Origin of the sequence: Sulfitobacter aestuariivivens (genome assembly GCF_014763045.1) — a bacterium.
GTDB lineage: Bacteria > Pseudomonadota > Alphaproteobacteria > Rhodobacterales > Rhodobacteraceae > Sulfitobacter > Sulfitobacter aestuariivivens.
Window position 1 is genome coordinate 1190825 of sequence record NZ_JACTAG010000001.1, and the last position, 22263, is coordinate 1213087.

Genomic DNA, 22263 nt, shown 5'->3' on the forward strand with positions numbered 1-22263 from the left:
CGCTCATTCAATCGCCTCCAGCTTGGCAAAGTCAAAATCGGCTGTACCGACCAGATCGACCGTTTCCTGTTGCATGCGCACTTCAACGCCTGCCTTCTGGAGCATGGCCTTGATCGCATCCACCTTCGAAAAATCCTTGGTCTCTTTTGCCGCGATCCGTTCATCTTGGAGCCTTCGGGCGTAGGGTGCCAATGCCTCAGAAGTTGAGTCGCTCCACCTCGACCAATCAAACGCCGCCTCTTTCTCATCCAAAATGCCCAGAAACCCGAGATCGACGTAGAGTTGATCGGCGGCGCGGGGGTCACTTTGCTGAGCCTCGGCGGCCTCGTTCGCAAGGTGATCTAGGTGCGACAAAGCGCCATGGGAATTTAAATCATTCGCGAGAGCGGAGACGATTTCAGCGCTAGGCTCCCCATCGCTTGTCTTTGATCTGTCGCGGTATTTCGCCACCATCTCGTGGTAACGTCTCAGCTTATGCTCCGCCTCTTCCCGCTTCTTCTCGGTCCAGTCCATCGGCTTGCGGTAATGCGTGCTGAGCATCACAAAACGGATCACCTCCCCCGGCACTCCCTGATCCAGCAAATCCCGCACGGTAAAGAAATTCCCCAGAGACTTGGACATCTTCTTGCCCTCGACCTGTAGCATCTCGTTGTGCATCCAGACGTTGGCAAACCCGTGCCCAGCACACCGCGACTGGGCAATCTCGTTCTCATGGTGCGGAAACTGCAGATCGTTGCCGCCCCCATGGATATCAAACGACGTCCCCAAAAGCTCGGCTGCCATGGCAGAGCATTCGATGTGCCACCCGGGCCGCCCCCGCCCCCAGGGGCTGTTCCACCCGGGCAGATCAGCGTCCGAAGGCTTCCACAGGACAAAATCCATCGGATCTTCCTTGTAGGGCGCCACCTCGACCCGCGCGCCCGCGATCATGTCGCCAACCGACCGGCCCGACAGCTTGCCGTAGTCATCGTATTTGCGCACCCGGAACAGAACATGCCCGTCTTTTTCATAGGCGAAATCATCCGTAATAAGCTGTTCGATCAACGCCACCATCTGGGCAATATAAGCCGTTGCCCGCGGCTCATGATCCGGGCGCAGCGCCCCCAGCGCATCCATGTCGTCATGATACCACTGAATGGTTTCATCCGCCCGGTCCGCAATCAACGCTTCCAGCGTGCCGTCCGCCCCAGCCGCCTTGCGCTTCTGCGCGGTCTCATTGATGCGGTCATCCACATCCGTGAAATTGCGCACATAGGTCACGTGATCCGCGCCATAGACGTGCCGCAGCAGACGGTAGAGCACATCAAACACCAGCACGGGGCGCGCATTGCCCAGATGGGCGCGGTCATAAACCGTGGGGCCACAGACATACATCCGCACGTCGTTTGCATCGATGGGGGTAAAATCCTCCTTCGACCGGGTCGCGGTATTGTAGAGCTTGATGTCCGTCATGGCGGCGTCCTTACGCAGGTGTTGCGCGGGCTTTGCACACTTTGGTCAGATTGGAAATGACATGAACGGTGCCCGCGAGAGAAGTCTCAGCAGGGAATGCAGCAGATAATGCAGATCGTCTTGGTCATGACACACCCATAACACCCGTTTGCCGCCCCGCCAACCCATGCTTACACATGCACGGCCCCCTTTCTCTGGCCACACCTCTTCCCCGCCGGAGGCCGCACACCGCACGCCACACCCGAAACACCAGAGATTGACGAATCGCGCATCCTCTGCGCCCCTGCCGCAAAGCCCAATCGGAGCAACGCCATGACCCATCCCTCCAAACGTATCAGCGGCTTGCTGGGCGGTGGTTCTGACGGGTGGGGCGTGTTCAACCGCGCGCGCAGGATGATCGCCGACGGAATCGATGTCACCGAACTGACCATCGGCGAACACGACATCCGCACGGCGGCGCCCATCTTGCAGGACATGCACCGCGCGGCCATGGCGGGCCACACGGGATATGCCGCTGTTCCCGGCACAAATGCCCTGCGCGACACGGTCGCCGCGCGCGTCGCCGCACGCACCGGCGTCCCGACCACCCGCGATAACGTCATGATCACGCCGGGCGGGCAATCGGCCCTTTTCGCGGCCCATGCCGCCGCCTGCGATCCAGGCGACATCGCGCTCTACCTTGATCCCTATTATGCCACCTACCCCGGCACCCTGCGCGGGGTCAGCGCCGAACCGGTCTGCATCCGGACCCGCGCAGATGACGCCTTTCAACCCCGCGCTGCCGATATCGCCGCCAAGGCAAATGGCGCGCGGTCCCTGCTGATCAATTCGCCAAACAACCCGACCGGTGTGGTCTATTCCCGCACCACGCTGGAAGGCATCGCCGCAGTCTGCCGCGACCATGACCTCTGGCTGATTTCGGACGAGGTCTATGACACGCAGGTCTGGGAAGGCGAGCATATCTCTCCCCGCACTCTTCCCGGCATGGCCGAGCGCACGCTGGTCGTGGGCTCGATGTCAAAATCCCACGCCATGACCGGATCGCGCTGTGGCTGGATCGTCGGCCCCGAGGCGGTCATCGCCGATCTGATCAATCTTGCAACCCACACGACCTATGGCGTGCCGGGCTTCATTCAGGACGCGGCGGTCTTTGCCCTTGACCAGGGCGAGGCGCTGGAGGACGAGATTGCCGCCCCCTTCCGCCGTCGCCGCGCGCTGGCGCAAAAGGTACTGGCCGGACAGAACGCGATTTCCCTCGTGCCCGCACAGGGGGCCATGTACCTCATGCTGGACGTGCGCAGTACGGGACTAAGCGGAGAAGCCTTTGCAGACGCCCTGCTGGATGCCCACCACATTGCCGTTATGCCCGGCGAAAGCTTTGGGACCGCCGCCGCAGGTCATCTGCGCGTCGCCATGACCATCGAAGACACCGCGTTCGAGGCCGCGCTGCAAACACTCGTGCGATTTGCCGAAGAAAAGGCCGGCGCGCAGTAACGCACCGGCCTCTGACCAATTCAGGCAGTTAACCTTCAGAACCGATAAGATGCCCGAATGTTGAATGTTGTGGCATCCACATCCGCGCCCGGCGTGCCGCCAACGTCGTCAAAACGGTGCTCCAGCAGTTCCGCACCGATCGAATAGCTGTCGCTGACACGGTACGTCAGCCCCAGGCCCAGGAACGGCCCGGTCTCGTTGCCCACGGAGGTATCGGCCCGCGCCATCCCCGCTGTCGCATAGATCAGCGTATTGCCCAGATCATAGCCGCCCTTGAACTTGAGCCGCGCCACGGAATCGATGCTTGCGGCCCCGCCGTTCAGATCAATATCGGTCTTGTCGTAATCCAGCTCTGCACCGACGACGAAATTGCCAAAGTCATAATCATAGCCGATGTGCACGCCATAGGTGTTGTCATCGCCCAACAGCCCGGCATCCCCGTCGACATCCGCATAGCCCAGCTGCAGCCCGCCGTAAAAACCTGTCCAGTCCGTTCCCGCGATCACCGGGGCCGGCGCGATCACCGGGGCTGTCACAATCGGATCTGCGAGGGTACCGGCCATGGCTGTGGTTCCAAGGCCAGCGGCAGTCAGGGCGCTGGCAAGCGTAAGTTTGAGGTGCGTATTCATCGTTTGCTCCTTGAGTTTCCCGGTCACCGATGCTGGTGACGGCACGTTTCATACCAAACAGATAGGCAGCGTTTCTGAGATGTCCCGTCACGTGCCTGTGATGGGCTGAATGCTGCAAGATCGCGCGCCACTCACAGGCTGGTTCCCGCGCAATCCGCGAAACTGACAGCCTGCGGCGAAAAAGTCGCAAACGGACCCGCGCGTCGCAAACAGAACAGAACGCAGCGCCCCTCTTTCGCAGGATTTCAACCAGTTAAGGGAGCAGCCATGCATTCGGAAAGATGCATCGTAACACGTCACATCCGCACCATCGGGGCGGAACGGGGACGCGCGGCACGGGGCCGCCCTGCTGCGCACTAGCAGCCCCTTTCCCCTTTCCAACACGGACCTGACATGACTGACCAATCCCCCACCCGTACCGGAGGCCGCGCCGCCCGCCGTGCTGCCCGCGCCGCCCCTCTTGCCGATCACCTGCGCCCCATTCGCCCCGGAATGACCGGCGGCCAGTACAAACCCCTGTCCGACGCTGATATGGCCGCCATCCACGCCGCCGCGCTACAGGCACTGGAAGAAATAGGCCTCGTCGATGCTCCAGAAAGCGGCGTGGCTTACCTGACCGCTGCCGGTGCGGTCCTGGGGGATGACGGGCGCATCCGCTTTCCCCGCGCTCTGGTCGAAGACACGCTAGCCCGCGCCAACCGCAGCGTGACCCTGCACAGCCGGGACGGCAAACATGATCTCGAACTCTCGGGCGCGCGCGTCCACTACGGCACCGCAGGGGCCGCAGTGCACATGGTGGACGTCGAGGGGCGCAACTACCGCGAATGCGGCATTCAGGATCTGCATGACGCCGCCCGCATCTGTGACCGGCTCGACAACATCCATTTCCTGCAACGCCCCATGGTCGCCCGCGACATCCTCGATAACCGCGAAATGGATCTCAACACCGTCTACGCCTGCAGCGCGGGCACCACCAAACACATTGGCACCTCCTTTACCGATCCCGCCTATGTGCCCGCCGCGCTTGAGATGCTGCACCTGATCGCAGGCGGCGAAGACAAGTGGCGTGAGCGGCCTTTCATGAGCAATTCCAACTGCTTCGTCGTGCCGCCTATGAAATTTGCCACCGAATCCTGCCAGGTGATGGAGGCCTGCATCGAAGGCGGCATGCCCGTGCTTTTGCTGTCTGCGGGCATGGCCGGGGCCACGGCCCCCTCGACGGTGGCAGGCGCAATCGTTCAGGCCTGTGCGGAATGCCTCGCTGGTCTGGTCTATGTGAACGCCGTCAAACCGGGCCACCCGGCGGTCTTTGGCACATGGCCCTTTGGCCTTGATCTGCGGTCCGGCGCGATGACGGGCGGGTCCGGCGAACAGGCGCTGCTGACCGCGGGCTGCGCGCAGATGCACAAGTTCTACGGCGTCCCGGGCGGCGCGGCGGCGGGCATCGCCGACAGCAAATTGCCCGATATGCAAGCCGGATGGGAACAGATGTGCTCCAACGTGATGGCCGGGCTTTCGGGGCTGAACATGGTCTACGAGGCCGCAGGCATGCATGCTTCCCTGCTGGGCTTTTGCCATGAAAGCCTGATCCTGGGCGATGATCTGATCGGTCAGGCGCTGCGCTGCGTGCGCGGCATCGAAGTGAATGACGAAACCCTCGCCCTCGATCAGATGCGCGAGGTCTGCCTTGGCGGTCCGGGCCATTACCTTGGCACCGAACAAACCCTCAGCCGCATGGAATTAGATCATGTCTATCCGGCACTTGGGGACCGGACCTCACCCAAGGAATGGGCTGAACTGGGCAAACCCGACCTTCTTGAAAAAGCCACCGCACGCAAAGAGGAAATCCTCAGCGACCGCGCGGCCGCGCGCTTTGCGCCGGATCTCGATCACGCCATTCGCGCAGCCTTCAACATCCATCTGCCTGCATAGCGCAGAAAAAGAGGCCCGGCGCTGGGGCTGCCGGACCTCACGATGCTTGTGCGGGGGCCAGGTTGAGGTACATCAGCCTGATTGCTGCCATGCCCCCGCTGGCATCGGTTCGTTATCCGTCCGTTGGTGCCACGGGCATCACGCCCGCCTCTTCGGCGGCGACCACTTCGCTGTCATCCAGCGCGCCGTCCGCATTGAGATCCATGGCCGAGAATTGCTCGGCTGTGACGTCAGGATAGACCGCCTGCACCTCCGTTACGCTCAGCAGGCCGTCGCCATTGGCATCAAGCTCTGCCGCGCCGGACCCCATCGCATAGACGGGCACGCATAGCGTGGTCAGAGCGATTGCTGTCAGTTTTTTAAGTTGTGTCATCTCGGGTACTCCCCTTTTGGGTTATGACAATTACGAAAGCGTCTTGCGCCTTCACCCTGTCAGACGCCTGAAAGCGGCCCTGCGTCCACGCCTGCAGATGCCGCGCGGCGCTCTGCCGATGGCCCGCTGCCCAATCAGCGGTGCCTCGCGCAAAAAGCCCTCAAAGCCCCAATCGGCGGAAATTCCCTCACTGGTTGTATGATCCGGGATCGGCCAAGCTGGATCAAAACAGATGAGGCTCCCATGACAGAGACAGTATTCATGCCAACACTCCTGCCGCGCCTGCAAAGGCGCGCGCGCCGCCTGTGCCGCACCCGCGACGACGCCGAAGATCTTGCACAGGAGGCCGCCCTGCGCCTGCTCCAGCGTTTGGCCAAGAACAACGACGTCGACCGCCCCGAACATTATGCGATGATCCTGCTGCACAACCTCGCCCGGCAGAACTGGCGCCAGCGACAAGAGACGGAGGAACTGGCCGATGACATGGCCCAAACCGCCCCCGCCGCGCCCGGGCGCATCGCCTGCGCCGAACTGCGCGCGGCCATCGCCGGTCTGCCCTGCGAACAGGCCGATCTGATGGCGCGCCTGCTGGAGGGGGAATCCAGCCCCCGCGCCATCGCACAGCAAACCGGCCTGCCCCTTGGCACAGTGATGTCCCGCCTCGCCCGCGCCCGCGCCCGCCTGCGCAAAGAACTGGACGTCGAAGGCTCTGTCGAGGAACTCCTTTGAATCAGCCCCGAGGACCCGCGCGCGCCGCTTCCCCTTCATCTTTCCCCTAAACTCACTCTTTCCTCACATCCCTGCGCTACCGCACGCGACTCCAGATGCATTCAGCTGCAAAGCCTCATCCTCCTGAAAGAAAAAGAGGAGAGCCGAAGCCCTCCTCATCGTTTCGCCGTTCACGGGGGTCTTTGCGCAGCAAAGGCACGCTCCCCTGACCGAATCTTCGCTTGCGAAGGTGGAGTCAGCCCTCATCCTCCTGAACGAAAAAGAGGAGAGCCGAAGCCCTCCTCATCGTTTCGCCGTTCACGGGGGTTTTTGCACAGCAAAGGCACGCTCCCCTGACCGAACCTTCGCTTGCGAAGGTGGAGTCAGCCCTCATCCTCCTAAAAGAAAAAGAGGAGAGCCTAAGCTCTCCTCATAGTTTCGCCGTTCAAGCTCAATATGTTAACCGCTCGGTATTTATTTGCCTGCGGCCTGAACGTCGTCCAGAGCGAGCGCACCCACTCCGTGTCCGTTGCAAAGCCTCCGGCTTTGCAACGAGGCGGTGGCAGTTGCTCGCTTGCGAGCAATGAGAACCGCCCCGGTAACCATTCTGGGCGCCCTTAATCGCCCCTTTTCTCGTCGGGGCGGGCGTCGCCGCCCAGCCCCTACGCCTCCCCCTCGGGATGCGATACTGTTCAGCTACACCCGGACGTCCCGCCGCAGGTGTTGCACTTCATGCAGGTGCCGTTGCGCACCAGGGTGAAGTTGCCGCATTCGCCGCAGGCCTCGCCCTCGTAGCCCTGCATCTTGGCCTTTGTGCGCGCATCCATCGGTGCCGTCGCCGCAGCCACCGCTGTGGTAGAGGCCATTGCGATGCTCGCCCCGCCGTCTGATACGCCGGCGGAAATCGCCTCGATCGCCGTGCCTGCGTCCAGTCCGCCGTTCATCACGACAAGGCCCTGTGGCGGACGGTTGCGCAGATATCCGGTGGAACTGATCTGCTTGAGCACCTCCAGTGACTTGGTCGCAGCGCGCTCTGACAGCTCACTGACATTGGCGACGTTTTCTTCCTCTTCGCCCTTTCCCAGATCGTCAAAGGTCGCACCTTCGGGCTTCACATGCGCCAGATCGGTCCGATCCAGATAGCTCACGGCCAGTTCGCGGAAGATGTAGTCCAGGATCGACGTGGCATTCTTGATGCTGTCGTTGCCGTTGACCAGACCCGCAGGCTCGAACTTGGTGAAGGTAAAGGCATCCACGAACTCTTCCAGCGGCACGCCGTACTGCAGACCAACCGATACCGCGATGGCAAAGTTGTTCATCATGGCGCGGAAACCCGCCCCTTCCTTGTGCATGTCGATGAAGATTTCACCCAGTTTGCCGTCTTCGTACTCGCCGGTGCGCAGATAGACCTTGTGGCCCCCCACGATCGCCTTCTGGGTATAGCCCTTGCGCCGTTGTGGCATCTTTTCACGGTGCGACTTGACGATTTCCTTGACCACCACCTTTTCGATGATCTTTTCCGCCAGCACCACAGCCTTTTCCTGAAGCGAGCCGCTTTCCAGCACCTCGGCCGCGTCGTCATCATCCTCGACCAGTGCCGCCGCCAGCGGCTGGCTGAGCTTGGAGCCGTCGCGGTAAAGCGCGTTGGCCTTGATGCCCAGCGACCAGCTGAGTTCATAGGCTTTCTGGCAATCCTCGATGGTCGCATCATTGGGCATGTTGATCGTCTTCGAAATCGCCCCCGAGATGAACGATTGTGCCGCAGCCATCATGGTGATGTGGCTGTTCACCCCAAGGAACCGCTTGCCCTTCTTGCCGCAGGGGTTGGCGCAGTCAAAGATGCCGTAATGCGCTTCTTTCAGATGCGGCGCACCCTCCAGCGTCATGGTCCCGCAGACGTGATCGTTTGCCGCGTCAATGTCGGCGCGCGAAAAACCCAGCGACTTTAGCAAGTCGAATGTCGGGTCGTTCAGCTTCTCGGCAGGAATGCCCAGCACACCGGTGCAGAACTCTTCGCCCAGCGTCCACTGATTGAAAACAAACCGGATATCAAAGGCTTGTGCGAGGGCCGCATCGACCTTGGCCAGCTCATTGGGCCCAAACCCGTGCCCCATCAACGTGGTGTGGTTGATGCCCGGCGCATTGCCGATGGTGCCGTGACCGACCGCATAGCTGATGATCTCTTCGATCTGCGCCGAACCGTAGCCCAGCTTTTCAAGTGCTGCAGGCACCGACTGGTTGATGATCTTGAAATACCCACCCCCGGCCAGTTTCTTGAACTTCACCAGCGCGAAATCCGGTTCGATCCCGGTGGTGTCGCAATCCATGACCAGACCGATGGTGCCGGTGGGCGCAATGACAGTCGCCTGCGCATTGCGATAGCCATGCAGCTCGCCCAGCTTCAGCGCCTCGTCCCAGCACGACTTGGCCACATCGACCAAACCCGCCTGCGGGCAGTTGCCATGATCCAGCGCGACCGGCTTGACGCTCAGCTTTTCATAGCCGGTCTCGTTGCCATAGGCCGCATTGCGGTGATTACGGATGACCCGCAGCATGTGGTCCGCGTTCTTCTCATAACCCGGGAACGTCCCCAGCTCGCCCGCCATCTCGGCAGAGGTCGCGTAAGACACACCGGTCATGATCGCCGTCAGCGCACCGCACAGCGCACGGCCTTCGTCGCTGTCATAGGAATAGCCCATGTTCATCAGCAAGCCGCCGATGTTCGCATAGCCCAGACCCAGCGTGCGGAAATCATAGCTGCGCTGTGCAATTTCCTTGGACGGGAACTGCGCCATCATCACCGATATTTCCAGCGTTACGGTCCACAGACGCGAGGCGTGCATGTAATCCTCGACCTGGAACTGACCATCTTTCAAAAAGGTCAGCAGGTTCATCGACGCCAGATTACAGGCCGTGTCATCAAGGAACATGTATTCAGAACAAGGGTTTGAGCCCCGGATCGCACCATCCTCGACGCAGGTGTGCCAATCGTTGACGGTGTCGTGGTACTGGATACCGGGATCGGCACAGGCCCAGGCGGCGTGTCCGACCTGCTCCCACAGATCGCGGGCGCGGATGGTCTTGGTGACCTTGCCATCGACACGGTCGATCAGTTCCCAATCGGCGTCCTTTTCAACTGCCGTCAGGAAAGCGTTCGTAACACGAATGGAATTGTTTGAGTTCTGACCTGAAACGCTGGAATAGGCCTCGCTGTCCCAGTCGGTGTCATATGTCGGAAATTCGATGCTGGTGTGACCCTGCTTGGCGTAATCCAGCACGCGCTTGACATATGTCTCGGGGATCGCAACCTTCTTGGCGGCGCGAATTGCGTCTTTCAACTGGTTGTTTTTGCTAGGATCATAGGCGTCTACCTCTGCCCCGTCCCAAGCCTTGATCGCCGCGAAAATGCCGTTCAGCTTTTCTTCGTGCATTTTAGAGCCGGCGACGATGCTGGCCACTTTCTGCTCTTCGATGACCTTCCAGTTGATGAAATCCTGAATGTCAGGGTGATCGGCATCCACGATCACCATCTTGGCCGCCCGGCGCGTGGTGCCGCCGGATTTAATGGCGCCCGCTGCCCGGTCACCGATCTTGAGGAACCCCATCAGGCCGGACGATTTGCCGCCCCCTGACAGACGCTCGCCCTCACCGCGCAGCGATGAAAAATTGGTGCCTGTCCCGGATCCGTACTTGAAAAGACGCGCCTCGCGGACCCACAGGTCCATGATGCCGCCGTCGCCCACCAGATCGTCAGCGACAGACTGGATAAAGCAGGCATGCGGCTGCGGATGCTCGTAAGAAGATTTCGACCGGGTCAGCTTCCCTGTCTTGTAGTCCACATAATAGTGACCCTGCGCTGGCCCATCGATGCCGTAGGCCCAGTGCAGACCGGTGTTGAACCACTGCGGGGAATTCGGTGCGGCGCGCTGAGAGGCCAACATGTGGCGCATCTCGTCGTAGTAGGCCTGCGCGTCTTCTTCGGTGGTGAAATAGCCGCCCTTCCAGCCCCAATAGGCCCAGGCGCCCGCCAGCCGGTCAAAGACCTGCTTGGAAGAGGTTTCACCGCCCATGGTCGCCCCTTCGACGGGCACGGAGCGCCACAAAAACTCCGGCACGCCCTTTTCGCGGACTTTTTTCATCTCGGATGGCACGCCCGCCTTGCGGAAATACTTTTGTGCGATGACGTCGCTGGCAACCTGGCTCCAGCTCGAGGGGACTTCGACATCATCAAGTTTGAAGACGACGGATCCGTCCGGATTGCGAATCTCAGAAACGGTGGTGATGAAATCAAGGTCCGCGTAGGCGTCTTGCCCGGCTTTGGTGAATTTACGTTCAATCTTCATTATAGCTGCCCCATACTCAGCGATTTTTACCAAGAGCCAGACCCTTCATTGCAGGTCGCCTCCACCTTCATTGCCGTGAAAAACACAGAACTGCGCAGTGACAACGCGGGGTGTCCCGGTGTCTCATTTGCAGCTTCAGAGCCCGATTTGTGGTCGTTCGCCTGTCCCTGTGCTTTCGATGCGCCCTCTGAGCGTTTACCACTACATGTTGTGGCGCCATCGTCGGCCTACACAACCTGACGTATCGGAACCCATCCGGTCAACGATTTTTTTTGATAATTTTTCCGAAGAAAGTGTTGACGTGACGCAGGGTAGCCAAAGTCCGCCCGGCGCCGCGATTCATTCAACCTTTATCCCCAAATTCGCCCGCAGTCAGCGCCACCGGCGGCAGCGCGAATAATCAAGCCAAGCGGCACCTTTAGGTATCCGACCTCACCCATCACTTGAAATTATCCACATAAACGGCCTGCCCTAGGGGGTCGTTTTCGTTAAGAAAGATTAACGGAAAAAAAGTTGAACGAGGCGCGCTGCACCCCGCGCCCGACACCCAATCGTTGCAAATTTGACGCCCCCTACGGTCACCCCTGCCACAATCCGCCCGCCTGACCACCAGATATGGTGTGTCATTGATTCGAAACATACCGGGTTTATGATTCGCGCCGGGCCCGCCGCCGCCTTCAAACCGCACGGTGCTCGATATTCAGGCAAGACATAACGCAGACACCGGCCTTGCCGGTCTCTCACAACAAAATGCTGGTGAAGTGGTCGGAGCGAGAGGATTCGAACCTCCGACCCCCTGTACCCAAAACAGGTGCGCTACCAGGCTGCGCCACGCTCCGACTGGCGCTTCTTTAGCAGATGTGCGTCGATTGAAAAGCCCCTATCGGTGCTTAACAGGGCCAGACAGCATCGCTAGGATCAAACGAGGGGTGGCGAACCTCACTGCCTTCGGTGATCCCAAGCTGCCGCGCCAGCCCGCCATTGATTTCCAGCACCGTCGTCAGGTCCGTCCCGCCAAAGATCCCAGTTTCATCAAGAGGGACGGCCTCATGGTGAATATGCTGCACCACGCCCCTGGCATCGATAAAGATCATATCAAGCGGGATCAGCGTGTTGCGCATCCAAAAACTCAGCGCTTGCGGATATTCGTAAATAAAAAGCATCCCGGAACTGACGGGCAGCGAAGGCCGGTTCATCAATCCGACGCGGCGCTCTTCAAAATCGTCGGCAATTTCGACATTGAACCGGGCCAGACCCCACTCGCCGCGTAGATGCACGGTTTGATCGCGGCAGGCCTCTTGCGCAGCCAGCGGGGCCGCACCAAAGAACGACAAAACCAGAGCCGCTAGTCGTCCGCGCCATCCTGATTTGTCAGAACCGTTTCCCATGCCTGTACCTCGGCGGCCATTTCGCCGCGTTTGCCCTTGATCACCCGCATCGCCAGCGCCTCGCCGGGTTGCAGGTCGGACAGACCGGACTGGCGCAGCACCTCGATATGCAGAAACACATCTTCGCGCCGTCCAAAGATGTTTGCAAATCCAAAACCCTTGGCCTTGTCGAACCATTTCACCCGTGCCGGCTCAAGCGGCACGTCGGCGACAGCGCTGTCATCCAGTCCGACAATGTCCGCCAGCGCATTCGCCTGCGCCCCTTCGGGCGGCTGGATCGCCAGAACATCTGTCGCCTGCACACCCCGATTGGTTTCTTGTGCATGCAGTTCAATTCTTGCGCCATCCGCGACCGAACTCTGGCCAAAATTCCGCAACACATTTACATGCAACAGAATATCCGGCCCGCCTGTATCGGCCACCACGAATCCAAACCCCTTGACCGGATCAAACCATTTGACCACGCCCGACAGTGTCTTCTCGGAAACAGCGCCGGTCTCGGCGCCCGCTTCAGTTTGTTTACTTTGCTCTGACACTCTTATCCCTTGGTCAGTTCGTGTTTCCTTGACGGGCGCGCCGCCGACCTCTTGCGGTTGAAGTCCGATGTGGCGGATCCGAATGATCCGTACCAATGATCTGGCATACCACTCACGGGTTCAATCGTGTTACCACCCAATCGGCGGACGCATGCGTGCGTGCCCACTGGAACCTATTATGTAGGCGGAATTCTCCATCCGCCCAAAATTCAATCTCAACTGGGACCACCCTGTACCCCCCCCAAAACGGGGGACGCGGCGGGTTGGCCCCATGCTGCGCTGTTACCTTGGCAACTTCCGCCAACAAATGCGACCTGCTTTTAAGCGGTCGCGACTGTTTCGACGCCCAGGCCCCCAGCCTGCTTTTCAGCGATCGGCTGTTGAAATAGGCATCCGCCTGCGGCCCGTCCTCCCGGCTCACCATGCCACGCACCCGCAACTGGCGACGCAGCGATTTCCAATGAATGACGAAGGCCGCCTTACCCGACGTGTCCAGCTCGTCTGCTTTGGTACTCTCGTAATTGGTGTAAAAGACAAACGCATCAATCTCAATCTCTTTGAGCAACACCATACGCGCATTTGGCAGCCCTGTCGCGTCCACCGTGGAAAGCGCAATGGCATTGGGATCATTCGGCTCGGTCTCGCTGGCGTCATCCAGCCAGCTTTGTGCGAGCACAAAGGGATCATCGCCTGCAAAGATGCCGGTGCGCTTTTCCATGATCAAAAAACCCAGTCCCTTTGCGCCGCTCTTCCTAACGACGCCTCACATTAGCGCTATATTATATTACATACCCCAACAACCCAAACGTCCTGTCAGGCAGTTTCGCGCGCAACGTTAAAGTTGTGCTCTTAGAGCCACCATCGCCAGGCAGGTCGCCCGCGACAGAGCCAGATCAACCCGGCCTTGATGGTCGCGCTGCAATCACCTACACAAACTGGAATTATGAACTAAGGACGGGACCCAGCGATGACAAATGCGTTGATGCAGGGAAAGCGCGGTCTGATCATGGGCCTGGCGAACGACAAATCCATCGCCTGGGGCGTGGCAAAGGCACTGGGGGAAGCGGGCGCTGAGCTGGCGTTTTCCTACCAGGGTGACGCGCTCAAGAAACGGGTCGATCCGCTTGCCGCACAGCTGGCCAGTGACATCGTCCTGCCCTGCGACGTCGGGGACGAAGCCTCCATCGACGCCCTGTTCGACGCGCTGAAAGAGCGGTGGGACAAGATTGACTTCGTCGTGCACGCCATTGGTTTTTCGGACAAAAATGAACTTCGCGGGCGGTATGTCGACACCAGCCGCAGCAATTTTACCATGTCCATGGATATCTCGGTCTATTCCTTCACTGCGGTGATGCAGCGGGCCGAAAAAATGATGTCGCCCGGCGCGTCCGCACTCACGCTGACGTATTACGGTGCTGAAAAGGTCATGCCGCATTACAACGTGATGGGCGTCGCCAAAGCCGCGCTTGAAGCGTCGGTCAAATATCTTGCCGAGGACCTCGGCAAAGACGGCATTCGTGTCAACGCCATCTCCGCCGGACCAATCAAAACCCTTGCAGCATCAGGTATCGGCGATTTTCGCTACATCATGAAGTGGAACGAATATAATTCGCCGCTCAGGCGCAACGTCACGACCGAAGACGTGGGCAAAGCGGCACTTTTTCTGCTTTCGGACCTCGGATCCGGCACCACCGGAGAGAATCTGCACGTCGATGCAGGCTATCACGTCGTGGGCATGAAGGCCGTGGACGCGCCTGACATGGCCAAGGAATGACGGTTTCGCTGACGCTGGGCGCGGTTTTGGCGTTCAACGCCGCGCTGCTGCTGGCGATCCTCAGCCCCGGCCCCTCCCTGCTTTTTCTCACCCGCCAGACCCTGACCAACGGCCGCCGCGCCGGAGTCCTGACGGCGCTGGGGCTTGCCCTGATGGCAGCCCTGTGGACCTTGGCCGCGCTCTTGGGGGTGCAGACCCTCTTCACGCTCTTTCCCTGGGCCTATGCCGCGATGAAACTGGCTGGCGCGCTTTACCTGATCTGGCTCGCGGTCCAGATGTGGCGCAACGCGGCCCGCCCCCTCACCAGACAATCCAAACCGGTCGCGGATCGACGGTCCTTTCTGTCGGGCATGCTGGTGAACCTTGCCAACCCGAAATCGGTCTTCTTTGCCGCGGCGGTGATCGTGGTGATCTTTCCCGCCGAACTTAGCGCTGCAGACAAGGCGCTTATCTTCGCCAACCACCTCGCGATAGAGCTAATCGTCCAACCCGCCCTCGCGCTGCTGTTGGGCACCCCACTTGTGCGCACCCGATACCTCACCTTGAAACCCCTGTTCGACCGCGCGGCCGGCACCATTCTGGGTGTGCTGGGCCTGCGCCTGCTACTGGAGAAATAAATGACGGACCGCCTGCCCCACGAAAAAGGATTTCACATCTCCTGGGACCAGATACACCGCGACAGCCGCGCGCTGGCGTGGCGCCTGGACGGCCGCGGCCCGGACGATGGCGCCTGGAAGGCCGTGGTCGCGATTACCCGGGGTGGCATGGCGCCGGCCATGATCGTCGCGCGCGAACTGGATATCCGCACCGTCGATACGATCTCGGTGATGTCCTATCACTCGGGCGGCGGCAAGGCAGATCAGCGGCGCGAAGCCAGAGTGTTGAAGTCCCCCGATACCGCGATGATGGGCGATGGCACCGGCGTGCTGATCGTTGACGACCTTGTCGACAGTGGCAAAACCCTCGAACTGGTCCGCGACCTCTATCCACAAGCGCATTTCGCGACTGTTTACGCCAAACCCGAAGGCGAACCGCAGGTCGATACCTTTATCACGGGTGTCAGCCAGGACACCTGGATCTTCTTTCCCTGGGATATGGCACTGCAATACGTCGAACCCTACCGAGGACAGGACTGAGGCACCAAAACAGATCTTAACCCTCCGGGGGGGAATGTTAGAGCCAGAGAAAAAACAAGCCTGTTGCTTTCTCTGGCCATAACTCTTCCCCGCCGGAGGCTCCCACACTCGAAATCAGGACCCGGCAATGATACTTCCGCGCACCGCCACAACGTTCGCCCCCCCCGTGATGGAAGCGCGACGCTGGCTTGAGGGTGTCTCATTTTCCGCTGACCTTCCGTTGATCAATGTCAGTCAGGCGGCCCCGGTCGACCCACCCCCGGCGCCCTTGCGCCAAGCGATGGCGGATGTTGCTCTGACACGCGATGACGCCCACCTTTATGGCCCTGTTCTGGGGCTTCCTGAACTGCGAACGGAACTGGCCGCACAGGTAGCGGCCCACTATGACGGATCAGTTGAGGCGCGTCAGACGGCGATCACCTCTGGCTGCAACCAGGCCTTTGCAGCCGCGATCGCCACGCTCTGCGCCGAGGGGGATGAGGTCATCCTGCCAACGCCATGGTATTTCAATCACAAAATGTGGCTGGATATGTCCGGGGTTCGCGCGGTTGCCCTGCCGACCAAGGCCGACCTGCTGCCTGATCCTGAGATGGCTGCGGCAAGGATCACCCCCCGCACACGGGCGATTGCGCTGGTCACCCCCAACAACCCCGGCGGTGTCGAATACCCGGCAGCCCTTGTTCAGGCCTTTTTTGACCTGGCGCGCGAAAACGGACTGGCGTTGATCGTCGATGAAACCTACCGCGACTTTGACAGCCGCTCCGGTCCGCCACATCTGCTCTTTCAGGACCCGCAGTGGGATGACACGCTGATCCACCTTTATTCCTTTTCCAAGGCATACCGGCTGACCGGCCACCGTGTGGGCGCGATCGTCACCAGTCCCGCGCGGCTGGCCGAAGTGGAAAAGTTCCTCGACACCGTCGCCATTTGCCCCGGCCAGATCGGCCAGCATGCAGCCTTCTGGGGGATGCAGCACCTGTCGCAATGGCTGGCCGGAGAGCGCGATGAAATCCTGGCCCGCCGCGCTGCTATTCTGGACAACATGCCCAAGCTTGAAGCCCACGGCTGGGCCCTGCTGGGTCTGGGCGGCTATTTCGCCTATATGCGCCACCCCTTCGACATCTCATCGGGCGATCTTGCCCCACTGCTGGTCAGGAAAGCGGGCATCCTCTGCCTGCCGGGAACCATGTTCTGCCCCTCCGATGACACCTCCGGCGCGCAGCAGCTTCGCATCGCCTTTGCCAACCTGGACACCGCGGGCATTGTCACGCTTTTCGACAGGCTTGCGGCCTTCACCCACTCCGCATAGACAACACCAAACGCAAATCCCGAGGGAGCCGTCATGGCCAAGAGTATGAGCATTTCCAGAACCGCGATGTGGATCCTGATGGGCCTGCTGATCCTCGCCCTTGGTGGCTTTGGTGCTGTCAATCTGTCGGGCAATATCCGCACCATCGGCACGGTCGGCGAAAAATCGATCCCGGTCGATCAATATGCGCGCCAGCTCAGCCAGCAAATCCGCACCATCGAAGCACAGACCGGAGAGCCGCTGCCCTTTGCACGCGCCCAGGAAATCGGCCTTGATCGTGCCGTGCTGCAACGCCTTGTCCGCGACCGCGCCCTGGACAATGAAACGGCAAAGCTCGGCCTGTCGATTGGCGACACCGCCCTGCGCGAAGACATTCTGCAGATCGAGGCCTTCCAGGGTCTCGACGGGGAATTTGACCGCGAAGGGTATCGGTTTGCCCTGCAGCAGGCAGGTCTGAGCGAATCCGAATTCGAAGTCACGCTGCGCGAAGAGGCCTCCCGTTCGCTTTTGCAAAACGCAATTGTCGGCGGCGTCGAAATGCCGAACGCCTATGCCGAAACACTGGTCAAGTTCATCGCGGAGCGCCGCGATTTCACCTGGGCGCGGATGGATGCAGCGGCACTGGAAACACCGCTTGCCACCCCCGATGATGCCGCGCTGCGCGCCTATTATGACGCTAATCCAGACCTCTTCATCCTGCCGCCCACCAAAAAGATCACCTACGCCTGGCTCAAGCCCGAGGCGCTGATCGATGAGGTCGAAGTGCCCGAAGAGCAGCTGCGTGAAGAATATGACAATCGCGCTGACCAATACATCAAGCCTGAGCGCCGGCTGGTCGAACGTCTGGTCTTTGCCGATGCCGACAGCGCCGATCAGGCCGCTGCCGCTTTGGAAGTCGGCGGCACAACCTTTGAGGCGCTGGTCGAAGAGCGCGGCCTTCAGCTAAGCGATGTTGACCTTGGCGATGTCGGGCGCTTGGAACTCGACGCTGCGGGCGAAGCGGTCTTTGCCGCTGATGCCGGTGATGTCGTCGGCCCCCTGCCCAGCGATCTTGGTCCGGCGCTTTTCCGGATCAATGGCGTATTACCTGCGCAAAACACCACCTTCGAAGAGGCCCGCGAGGCGCTTGCGACCGAGCTGGCCACCGCAGGCGCAATCCGCGCCGTTGAGGCGCGCGCGCAGGACCTTGACGACCAGCTGGCCGGTGGCGCCACGCTCGAACAGATGGACGCGGAGAACAAGATGGAACTCGGCACCATCGACTGGACACCACAGACTGACGCTGGCATTGCCGCCTACCCCGATTTTCGGCAGTCCGCTGCAGCACTCAGTGCTGAGGATTTCCCCAAGATTAAGCAATTGGACGACGGCGGCATCTATGCCATGCGCCTCGACGAGGCTTTGCCCGAACGCCCCAATCCCTTTGAAGAGGCAAAGGCCGACGTCCGCGCCGCGCTGATCGCAGAGCGCACGGCCGAAGCCCTGACCGCGCAGGCAGAAGCGCTCCTTCCCGACCTTGGCGAAGACACCGGTTTCGACGCCGCAGGCCTGACCCCGGTGACCGAAGAGGGACAAACCCGCAACGGTTTCATCGCGGGCGCGCCCGAGGGGTTTATCGATCAGGTCTTTGAAATGACGCCCGGTGATACCCGGATCATCCCCGCAGCAGACGGCGCTGTTTTTGTCGTGCGTCTGGACGAGGTAACATCGGCAACCGAAGGCGATGAAAACGCCGCATTGCTTGATCAGATATCCACGCAGATCAACCAGACGCTGGCCACAGATGTGTTCAACATCTATTCAGACGCCATCCTGCTTGAGGCCGGACCGCAGATTGACCAGCGCGCGCTGCAGGCGGTACATGTGAACTTCCCATGATCCCATGCCCCTGACCCCCAGCTTCGACGCTTTCGAGACCGCCTATTCGGCAGGCGAAAACCAGATCGTCTATACGCGGCTGGCCGCCGACCTCGACACGCCAGTGTCCCTGATGCTCAAGCTGACGGGGGCGGCTGAAAACGCCTTTGTGCTCGAATCCGTGACCGGTGGCGAGGTGCGCGGGCGCTATTCCATCATCGGCATGAAGCCGGATCTGATTTGGCGCTGCCGGGGCACAGCATCGGCCATCAACCGGGCCGCCCGCTATGATGCCGACAACTTCGAAGACATGCCCGGGCCACCGCTTGATGCCCTGCGTGCCGTGCTGGCCGAAAGCAGGGTCGCCATCCCCGATGATCTGCCACAAGCCGCCGCCGGCCTCTTTGGTTATCTCGGCTATGACATGATCCGCCTGGTGGAACATCTGCCGGACGTGAACCCCGACCCGCTTGGCCTACCGGACGCTCTCATGATGCGTCCGTCTGTTGTCGCCGTGCTTGACGGGGTCAAGGGCGAGGTCACCATCGTCTCACCCGCATGGGTCTCGGACGGACAATCCGCACGCGCGGCCTACGCTCAGGCAGCCGAACGCGTGATGGATGCCGTGCGCGATCTCGAACGCGCCATGCCTGCCACATCGCGCGATTTGGGCGACGCCGCCGAGCCCCCCGCGCCCGTCAGCAACTTTGCCAAAGACGACTACAAGGCGGCCGTGGAAAAAGCCCGCGACTACATCGTGGCAGGTGACATCTTTCAGGTCGTGCCCTCGCAACGCTGGGCCCAGCAATTCCCGCAGCCGCCCTTCTCGCTCTACCGCTCACTGAGGCGCACCAACCCCTCGCCGTTCATGTTCTATTTCAATTTCGGCGGCTTCCACGTGGTGGGTGCCTCTCCGGAAATCCTCGTGCGGGTGTTCGGCAACGAGGTCACCATCCGCCCCATCGCAGGCACCCGCCGAAGGGGCGAAACACCGGAAGAAGACCGCGCCCTTGAGGCCGAATTGCTTGCCGACGAAAAGGAACTGGCCGAACACCTGATGCTGCTCGACCTGGGCCGCAACGACGTGGGCCGCGTTGCCAAGATCGGCACCGTGCGCCCTACGGAAGAATTCATCGTCGAACGCTACAGTCACGTGATGCACATCGTCTCAAACGTTGTGGGTGAATTGCATGACGACAAAGACGCGCTCGACGCCTTCTTTGCGGGCATGCCCGCAGGCACCGTGTCGGGCGCGCCCAAGGTCCGCGCGATGGAAATCATCGACGAGTTGGAACCCGAAAAACGCGGGGTATACGGCGGCGGCGTCGGGTACTTCAGCGCAGGCGGGGACATGGACATGTGCATCGCCCTGCGGACTGCTGTGATCAAGGACGACACGCTTTATATTCAGGCCGGCGGCGGCGTGGTTTATGACAGCGACGCCGAAGCCGAATACATGGAAACCGTGCACAAATCCAACGCCATCCGTCGCGCGGCCGCTGACGCCATGCGCTTCGAGGGCAAGGGCAACTGATGCCCCCGCGCGCTGCTTTCAAGATCGCGGGCCAGCCCATCGCGCCCGGCACGGCAAAGCACGTCGATCTGCCCGTCTCCACCCTCCCCGACCACACGCCCGTAAATCTCAGCGTCGAGGTCCATCACGGCAAACGCGCAGGTCCCACCGTCTTTGTCTCTGCCGCGGTGCACGGGGACGAAGTCATCGGCGTCGAGATCGTGCGCCGCCTGCTCCGGACACCTCAGCTCAAGAAGCTCAAAGGCACGCTGCTGGTCATTCCGGTCGTGAATTCCTTCGGTTTTCTCAACCGCGCGCGCTATCTGCCCGACCGTCGCGACCTCAACCGCTGTTTTCCCGGCTCACCCACCGGATCGCTGGGCGCGCGGCTCGCGCATATCTTCCTGCAAGAGGTCGTGCTGCGCTGCGACTTTGGCATCGATCTGCACTCCGCTGCCGTTCACCGCACCAACCTGCCGCAGGTCCGCGTCTCGCCTGCAGACAAAAAGACCCACGCCATGGCCCAACAATTCGGCGCCCCTGTCATCCTGACATCCGCGCTGCGTGAGGGCAGCCTGCGCGCGGTGGCCGCAGAACACGGCACCCCGGTGCTGCTCTATGAAGCGGGCGAAGGCCTGCGGTTCGACGAATTGGCCGTGCGCGCAGGCGTGGCGGGCATCCTGCGCGTGCTGCGCGGGGCCGACATGCTGCCCGCCAAAGGTATCGCCAAACCCAAGGCCGCACCCCATGTATGCACCACCTCAACCTGGCTGCGCGCGCCCGCGGGCGGCTTGCTGCGCACCTTCCGCGCCGAGGGCGAAATGGTCGAAGAAGGCGATGTGCTGGCCACGGTATCGGATCCCTTCGGCCACGAAGATACCGATCTTGTCGCCCCCAACGCCGGCATCCTGATCGGCCGCGCCATGCTGCCGGTCGTCAACGAAGGCGACGCGGTTTTCCACCTTGCCAAGCTGAGCCCAAAGGCGGCAGAAGACACCGTCGACGATCTGGCCACCCAACTGGAAAGCGACCCGCTTTTTGACGAAGACGAAATCATCTGAAAATCACCCGTTGCGCCAGAGCACGCGCGTAATGCAGACATGAACACGCCGACGCCCGCGCAACTCCATCCCGACCCGCGCCGGGCCATCGCCAGCGGCGCGCTCAGGGCCAAACAGTAGTCCGAACGCCAAAGCCGCCGTTACCAACGCCCTCGCGACGTCCAAGCCATGCCGAATGCGTCAGATGTCTGATTTGAGCCCAACTTGCATTTTTTCGGCAACGCGGCGAATGTCTGAAACGGAAAAGGGAGCTAAGTTTGGTAAATACACCAGAAACCCGACCAACTGGATGGCCACCCGAAGTTGGCCACTATACCGCAAAGTATCCTGAAGGGGTAATAGACGAGTTCGGATACCGGTATTTTCTTCCAGCCAATGAATTTGAAGTTGTAAGTAGTACAGAATTAACCGTTGGATACGCTGGCTGTGACGGAATCGAATTTAGGCTAAGGGCTAGTTCACCCGGCGTATGGGCGTACCATCCAATGGAAGAACGCTATCAACTTCTGGGCCACGAAATTGCCGACGTAGTGACAGGCTGGTTGAATGGAACGGTTCAGGTTTAGGGGACATTTACGTGACCAGAACAGACCGCTGCTATGTCCGCGAAGCGCCCACCCCAATCCGCACCGGGCGATCCTTAATCGCCCCTTTACCAAAGCGACCGTACGCCGGATTAACCCGCCTGTTCACCGCAAGAATACCGACGCAATACCGACGTGATACCGACGTGATACCGACGTGATACCGACAGCGCA

At 60.7% G+C, this 22263-nt stretch carries 17 protein-coding genes and 1 tRNA gene; 10 read left to right on the top strand and 8 right to left on the bottom strand.

Going from position 1 to position 22263, the window contains the following annotated elements; genetic code table 11:
- Positions 1-3 precede the first annotated feature (3 nt).
- Positions 4-1452, bottom strand: a complete 1449-nt coding sequence (gene cysS, locus H9Q16_RS05950) for a cysteine--tRNA ligase (protein WP_191074421.1) — start codon at positions 1450-1452, stop codon at positions 4-6.
- 312 nt (positions 1453-1764) lie between these two features.
- Here cysS and H9Q16_RS05955 point away from each other — a divergent pair, with 312 nt between their 5' ends.
- Positions 1765-2946: a pyridoxal phosphate-dependent aminotransferase gene (locus H9Q16_RS05955; RefSeq protein WP_191074422.1), complete on the top strand. Its 1182-nt coding sequence runs from the start codon at positions 1765-1767 to the stop codon at positions 2944-2946.
- 35 nt (positions 2947-2981) lie between these two features.
- Here H9Q16_RS05955 and H9Q16_RS05960 read toward each other — a convergent pair whose 3' ends face one another.
- Positions 2982-3575 (bottom strand): outer membrane protein, encoded by a 594-nt coding sequence (locus H9Q16_RS05960; RefSeq protein ID WP_191074423.1) that lies wholly within the window; start codon positions 3573-3575, stop codon positions 2982-2984.
- A 393-nt stretch (positions 3576-3968) separates the two neighbouring features.
- On the opposite strand from H9Q16_RS05960, the gene H9Q16_RS05965 reads away from it, so the two are divergent.
- Positions 3969-5507: a trimethylamine methyltransferase family protein gene (locus tag H9Q16_RS05965; protein WP_191074424.1), complete on the top strand. Its 1539-nt coding sequence runs from the start codon at positions 3969-3971 to the stop codon at positions 5505-5507.
- A 112-nt stretch (positions 5508-5619) separates the two neighbouring features.
- Here H9Q16_RS05965 and H9Q16_RS05970 read toward each other — a convergent pair whose 3' ends face one another.
- Complete coding sequence (locus H9Q16_RS05970; protein ID WP_246455481.1) at positions 5620-5880, bottom strand: EF-hand domain-containing protein; 261 nt, start codon at positions 5878-5880, stop codon at positions 5620-5622.
- Between the two features lie 243 nt (positions 5881-6123).
- Here H9Q16_RS05970 and H9Q16_RS05975 point away from each other — a divergent pair, with 243 nt between their 5' ends.
- Positions 6124-6609, top strand: a complete 486-nt coding sequence (locus tag H9Q16_RS05975) for an RNA polymerase sigma factor (RefSeq protein WP_191074425.1) — start codon at positions 6124-6126, stop codon at positions 6607-6609.
- A 671-nt stretch (positions 6610-7280) separates the two neighbouring features.
- Here H9Q16_RS05975 and H9Q16_RS05980 read toward each other — a convergent pair.
- From H9Q16_RS05980 to pdxH, 5 genes are all read right to left on the bottom strand, one after another.
- A complete protein-coding gene (locus tag H9Q16_RS05980) occupies positions 7281-10931 on the bottom strand; it encodes a vitamin B12-dependent ribonucleotide reductase (protein WP_191074426.1) in 3651 nt (1216 codons plus the stop codon).
- 762 nt (positions 10932-11693) lie between these two features.
- Positions 11694-11770 (bottom strand) — tRNA-Pro (locus tag H9Q16_RS05985).
- Positions 11771-11821: 51 nt separating this feature from the next.
- Positions 11822-12319 (bottom strand): DUF192 domain-containing protein, encoded by a 498-nt coding sequence (locus H9Q16_RS05990; RefSeq protein WP_191074427.1) that lies wholly within the window; start codon positions 12317-12319, stop codon positions 11822-11824.
- Positions 12277-12792 (bottom strand): cold-shock protein, encoded by a 516-nt coding sequence (locus H9Q16_RS05995; protein WP_216859363.1) that lies wholly within the window; start codon positions 12790-12792, stop codon positions 12277-12279. The genes H9Q16_RS05990 and H9Q16_RS05995 overlap by 43 nt, the downstream gene beginning before the upstream one ends.
- A 175-nt stretch (positions 12793-12967) precedes the next feature.
- Complete coding sequence (gene pdxH, locus H9Q16_RS06000) at positions 12968-13573, bottom strand: pyridoxamine 5'-phosphate oxidase (RefSeq protein ID WP_191074428.1); 606 nt, start codon at positions 13571-13573, stop codon at positions 12968-12970.
- Positions 13574-13822: 249 nt separating this feature from the next.
- On the opposite strand from pdxH, the gene fabI reads away from it, so the two are divergent.
- The 7 genes from fabI to H9Q16_RS06035 all read left to right on the top strand — a co-directional run bounded on the left by fabI (position 13823) and on the right by H9Q16_RS06035 (position 21505).
- Entirely contained in the window at positions 13823-14629 is an 807-nt protein-coding gene (gene fabI, locus H9Q16_RS06005; RefSeq protein ID WP_191074429.1) for an enoyl-ACP reductase FabI, read from the top strand.
- Positions 14626-15246, top strand: coding sequence for a LysE family translocator (locus H9Q16_RS06010; RefSeq protein WP_191074430.1), 621 nt, complete (start codon positions 14626-14628; stop codon positions 15244-15246). The genes fabI and H9Q16_RS06010 overlap by 4 nt, the downstream gene beginning before the upstream one ends.
- Positions 15247-15765, top strand: a complete 519-nt coding sequence (gene gpt, locus H9Q16_RS06015) for a xanthine phosphoribosyltransferase (protein ID WP_191074431.1) — start codon at positions 15247-15249, stop codon at positions 15763-15765.
- Between the two features lie 127 nt (positions 15766-15892).
- Positions 15893-17074, top strand: a complete 1182-nt coding sequence (locus tag H9Q16_RS06020; RefSeq protein ID WP_191074432.1) for an aminotransferase — start codon at positions 15893-15895, stop codon at positions 17072-17074.
- A 33-nt stretch (positions 17075-17107) separates the two neighbouring features.
- Positions 17108-18952: a peptidyl-prolyl cis-trans isomerase gene (locus H9Q16_RS06025; protein WP_191074433.1), complete on the top strand. Its 1845-nt coding sequence runs from the start codon at positions 17108-17110 to the stop codon at positions 18950-18952.
- 4 nt (positions 18953-18956) lie between these two features.
- Positions 18957-20465, top strand: a complete 1509-nt coding sequence (trpE, locus tag H9Q16_RS06030; protein WP_191074434.1) for an anthranilate synthase component I — start codon at positions 18957-18959, stop codon at positions 20463-20465.
- Positions 20465-21505 carry a succinylglutamate desuccinylase/aspartoacylase family protein gene (locus tag H9Q16_RS06035; RefSeq protein ID WP_191074435.1) on the top strand — a complete coding sequence of 347 codons (1041 nt, stop codon included), beginning with the start codon at positions 20465-20467 and terminating at the stop codon, positions 21503-21505. The genes trpE and H9Q16_RS06035 overlap by 1 nt, the downstream gene beginning before the upstream one ends.
- Positions 21506-22263 lie beyond the last annotated feature (758 nt).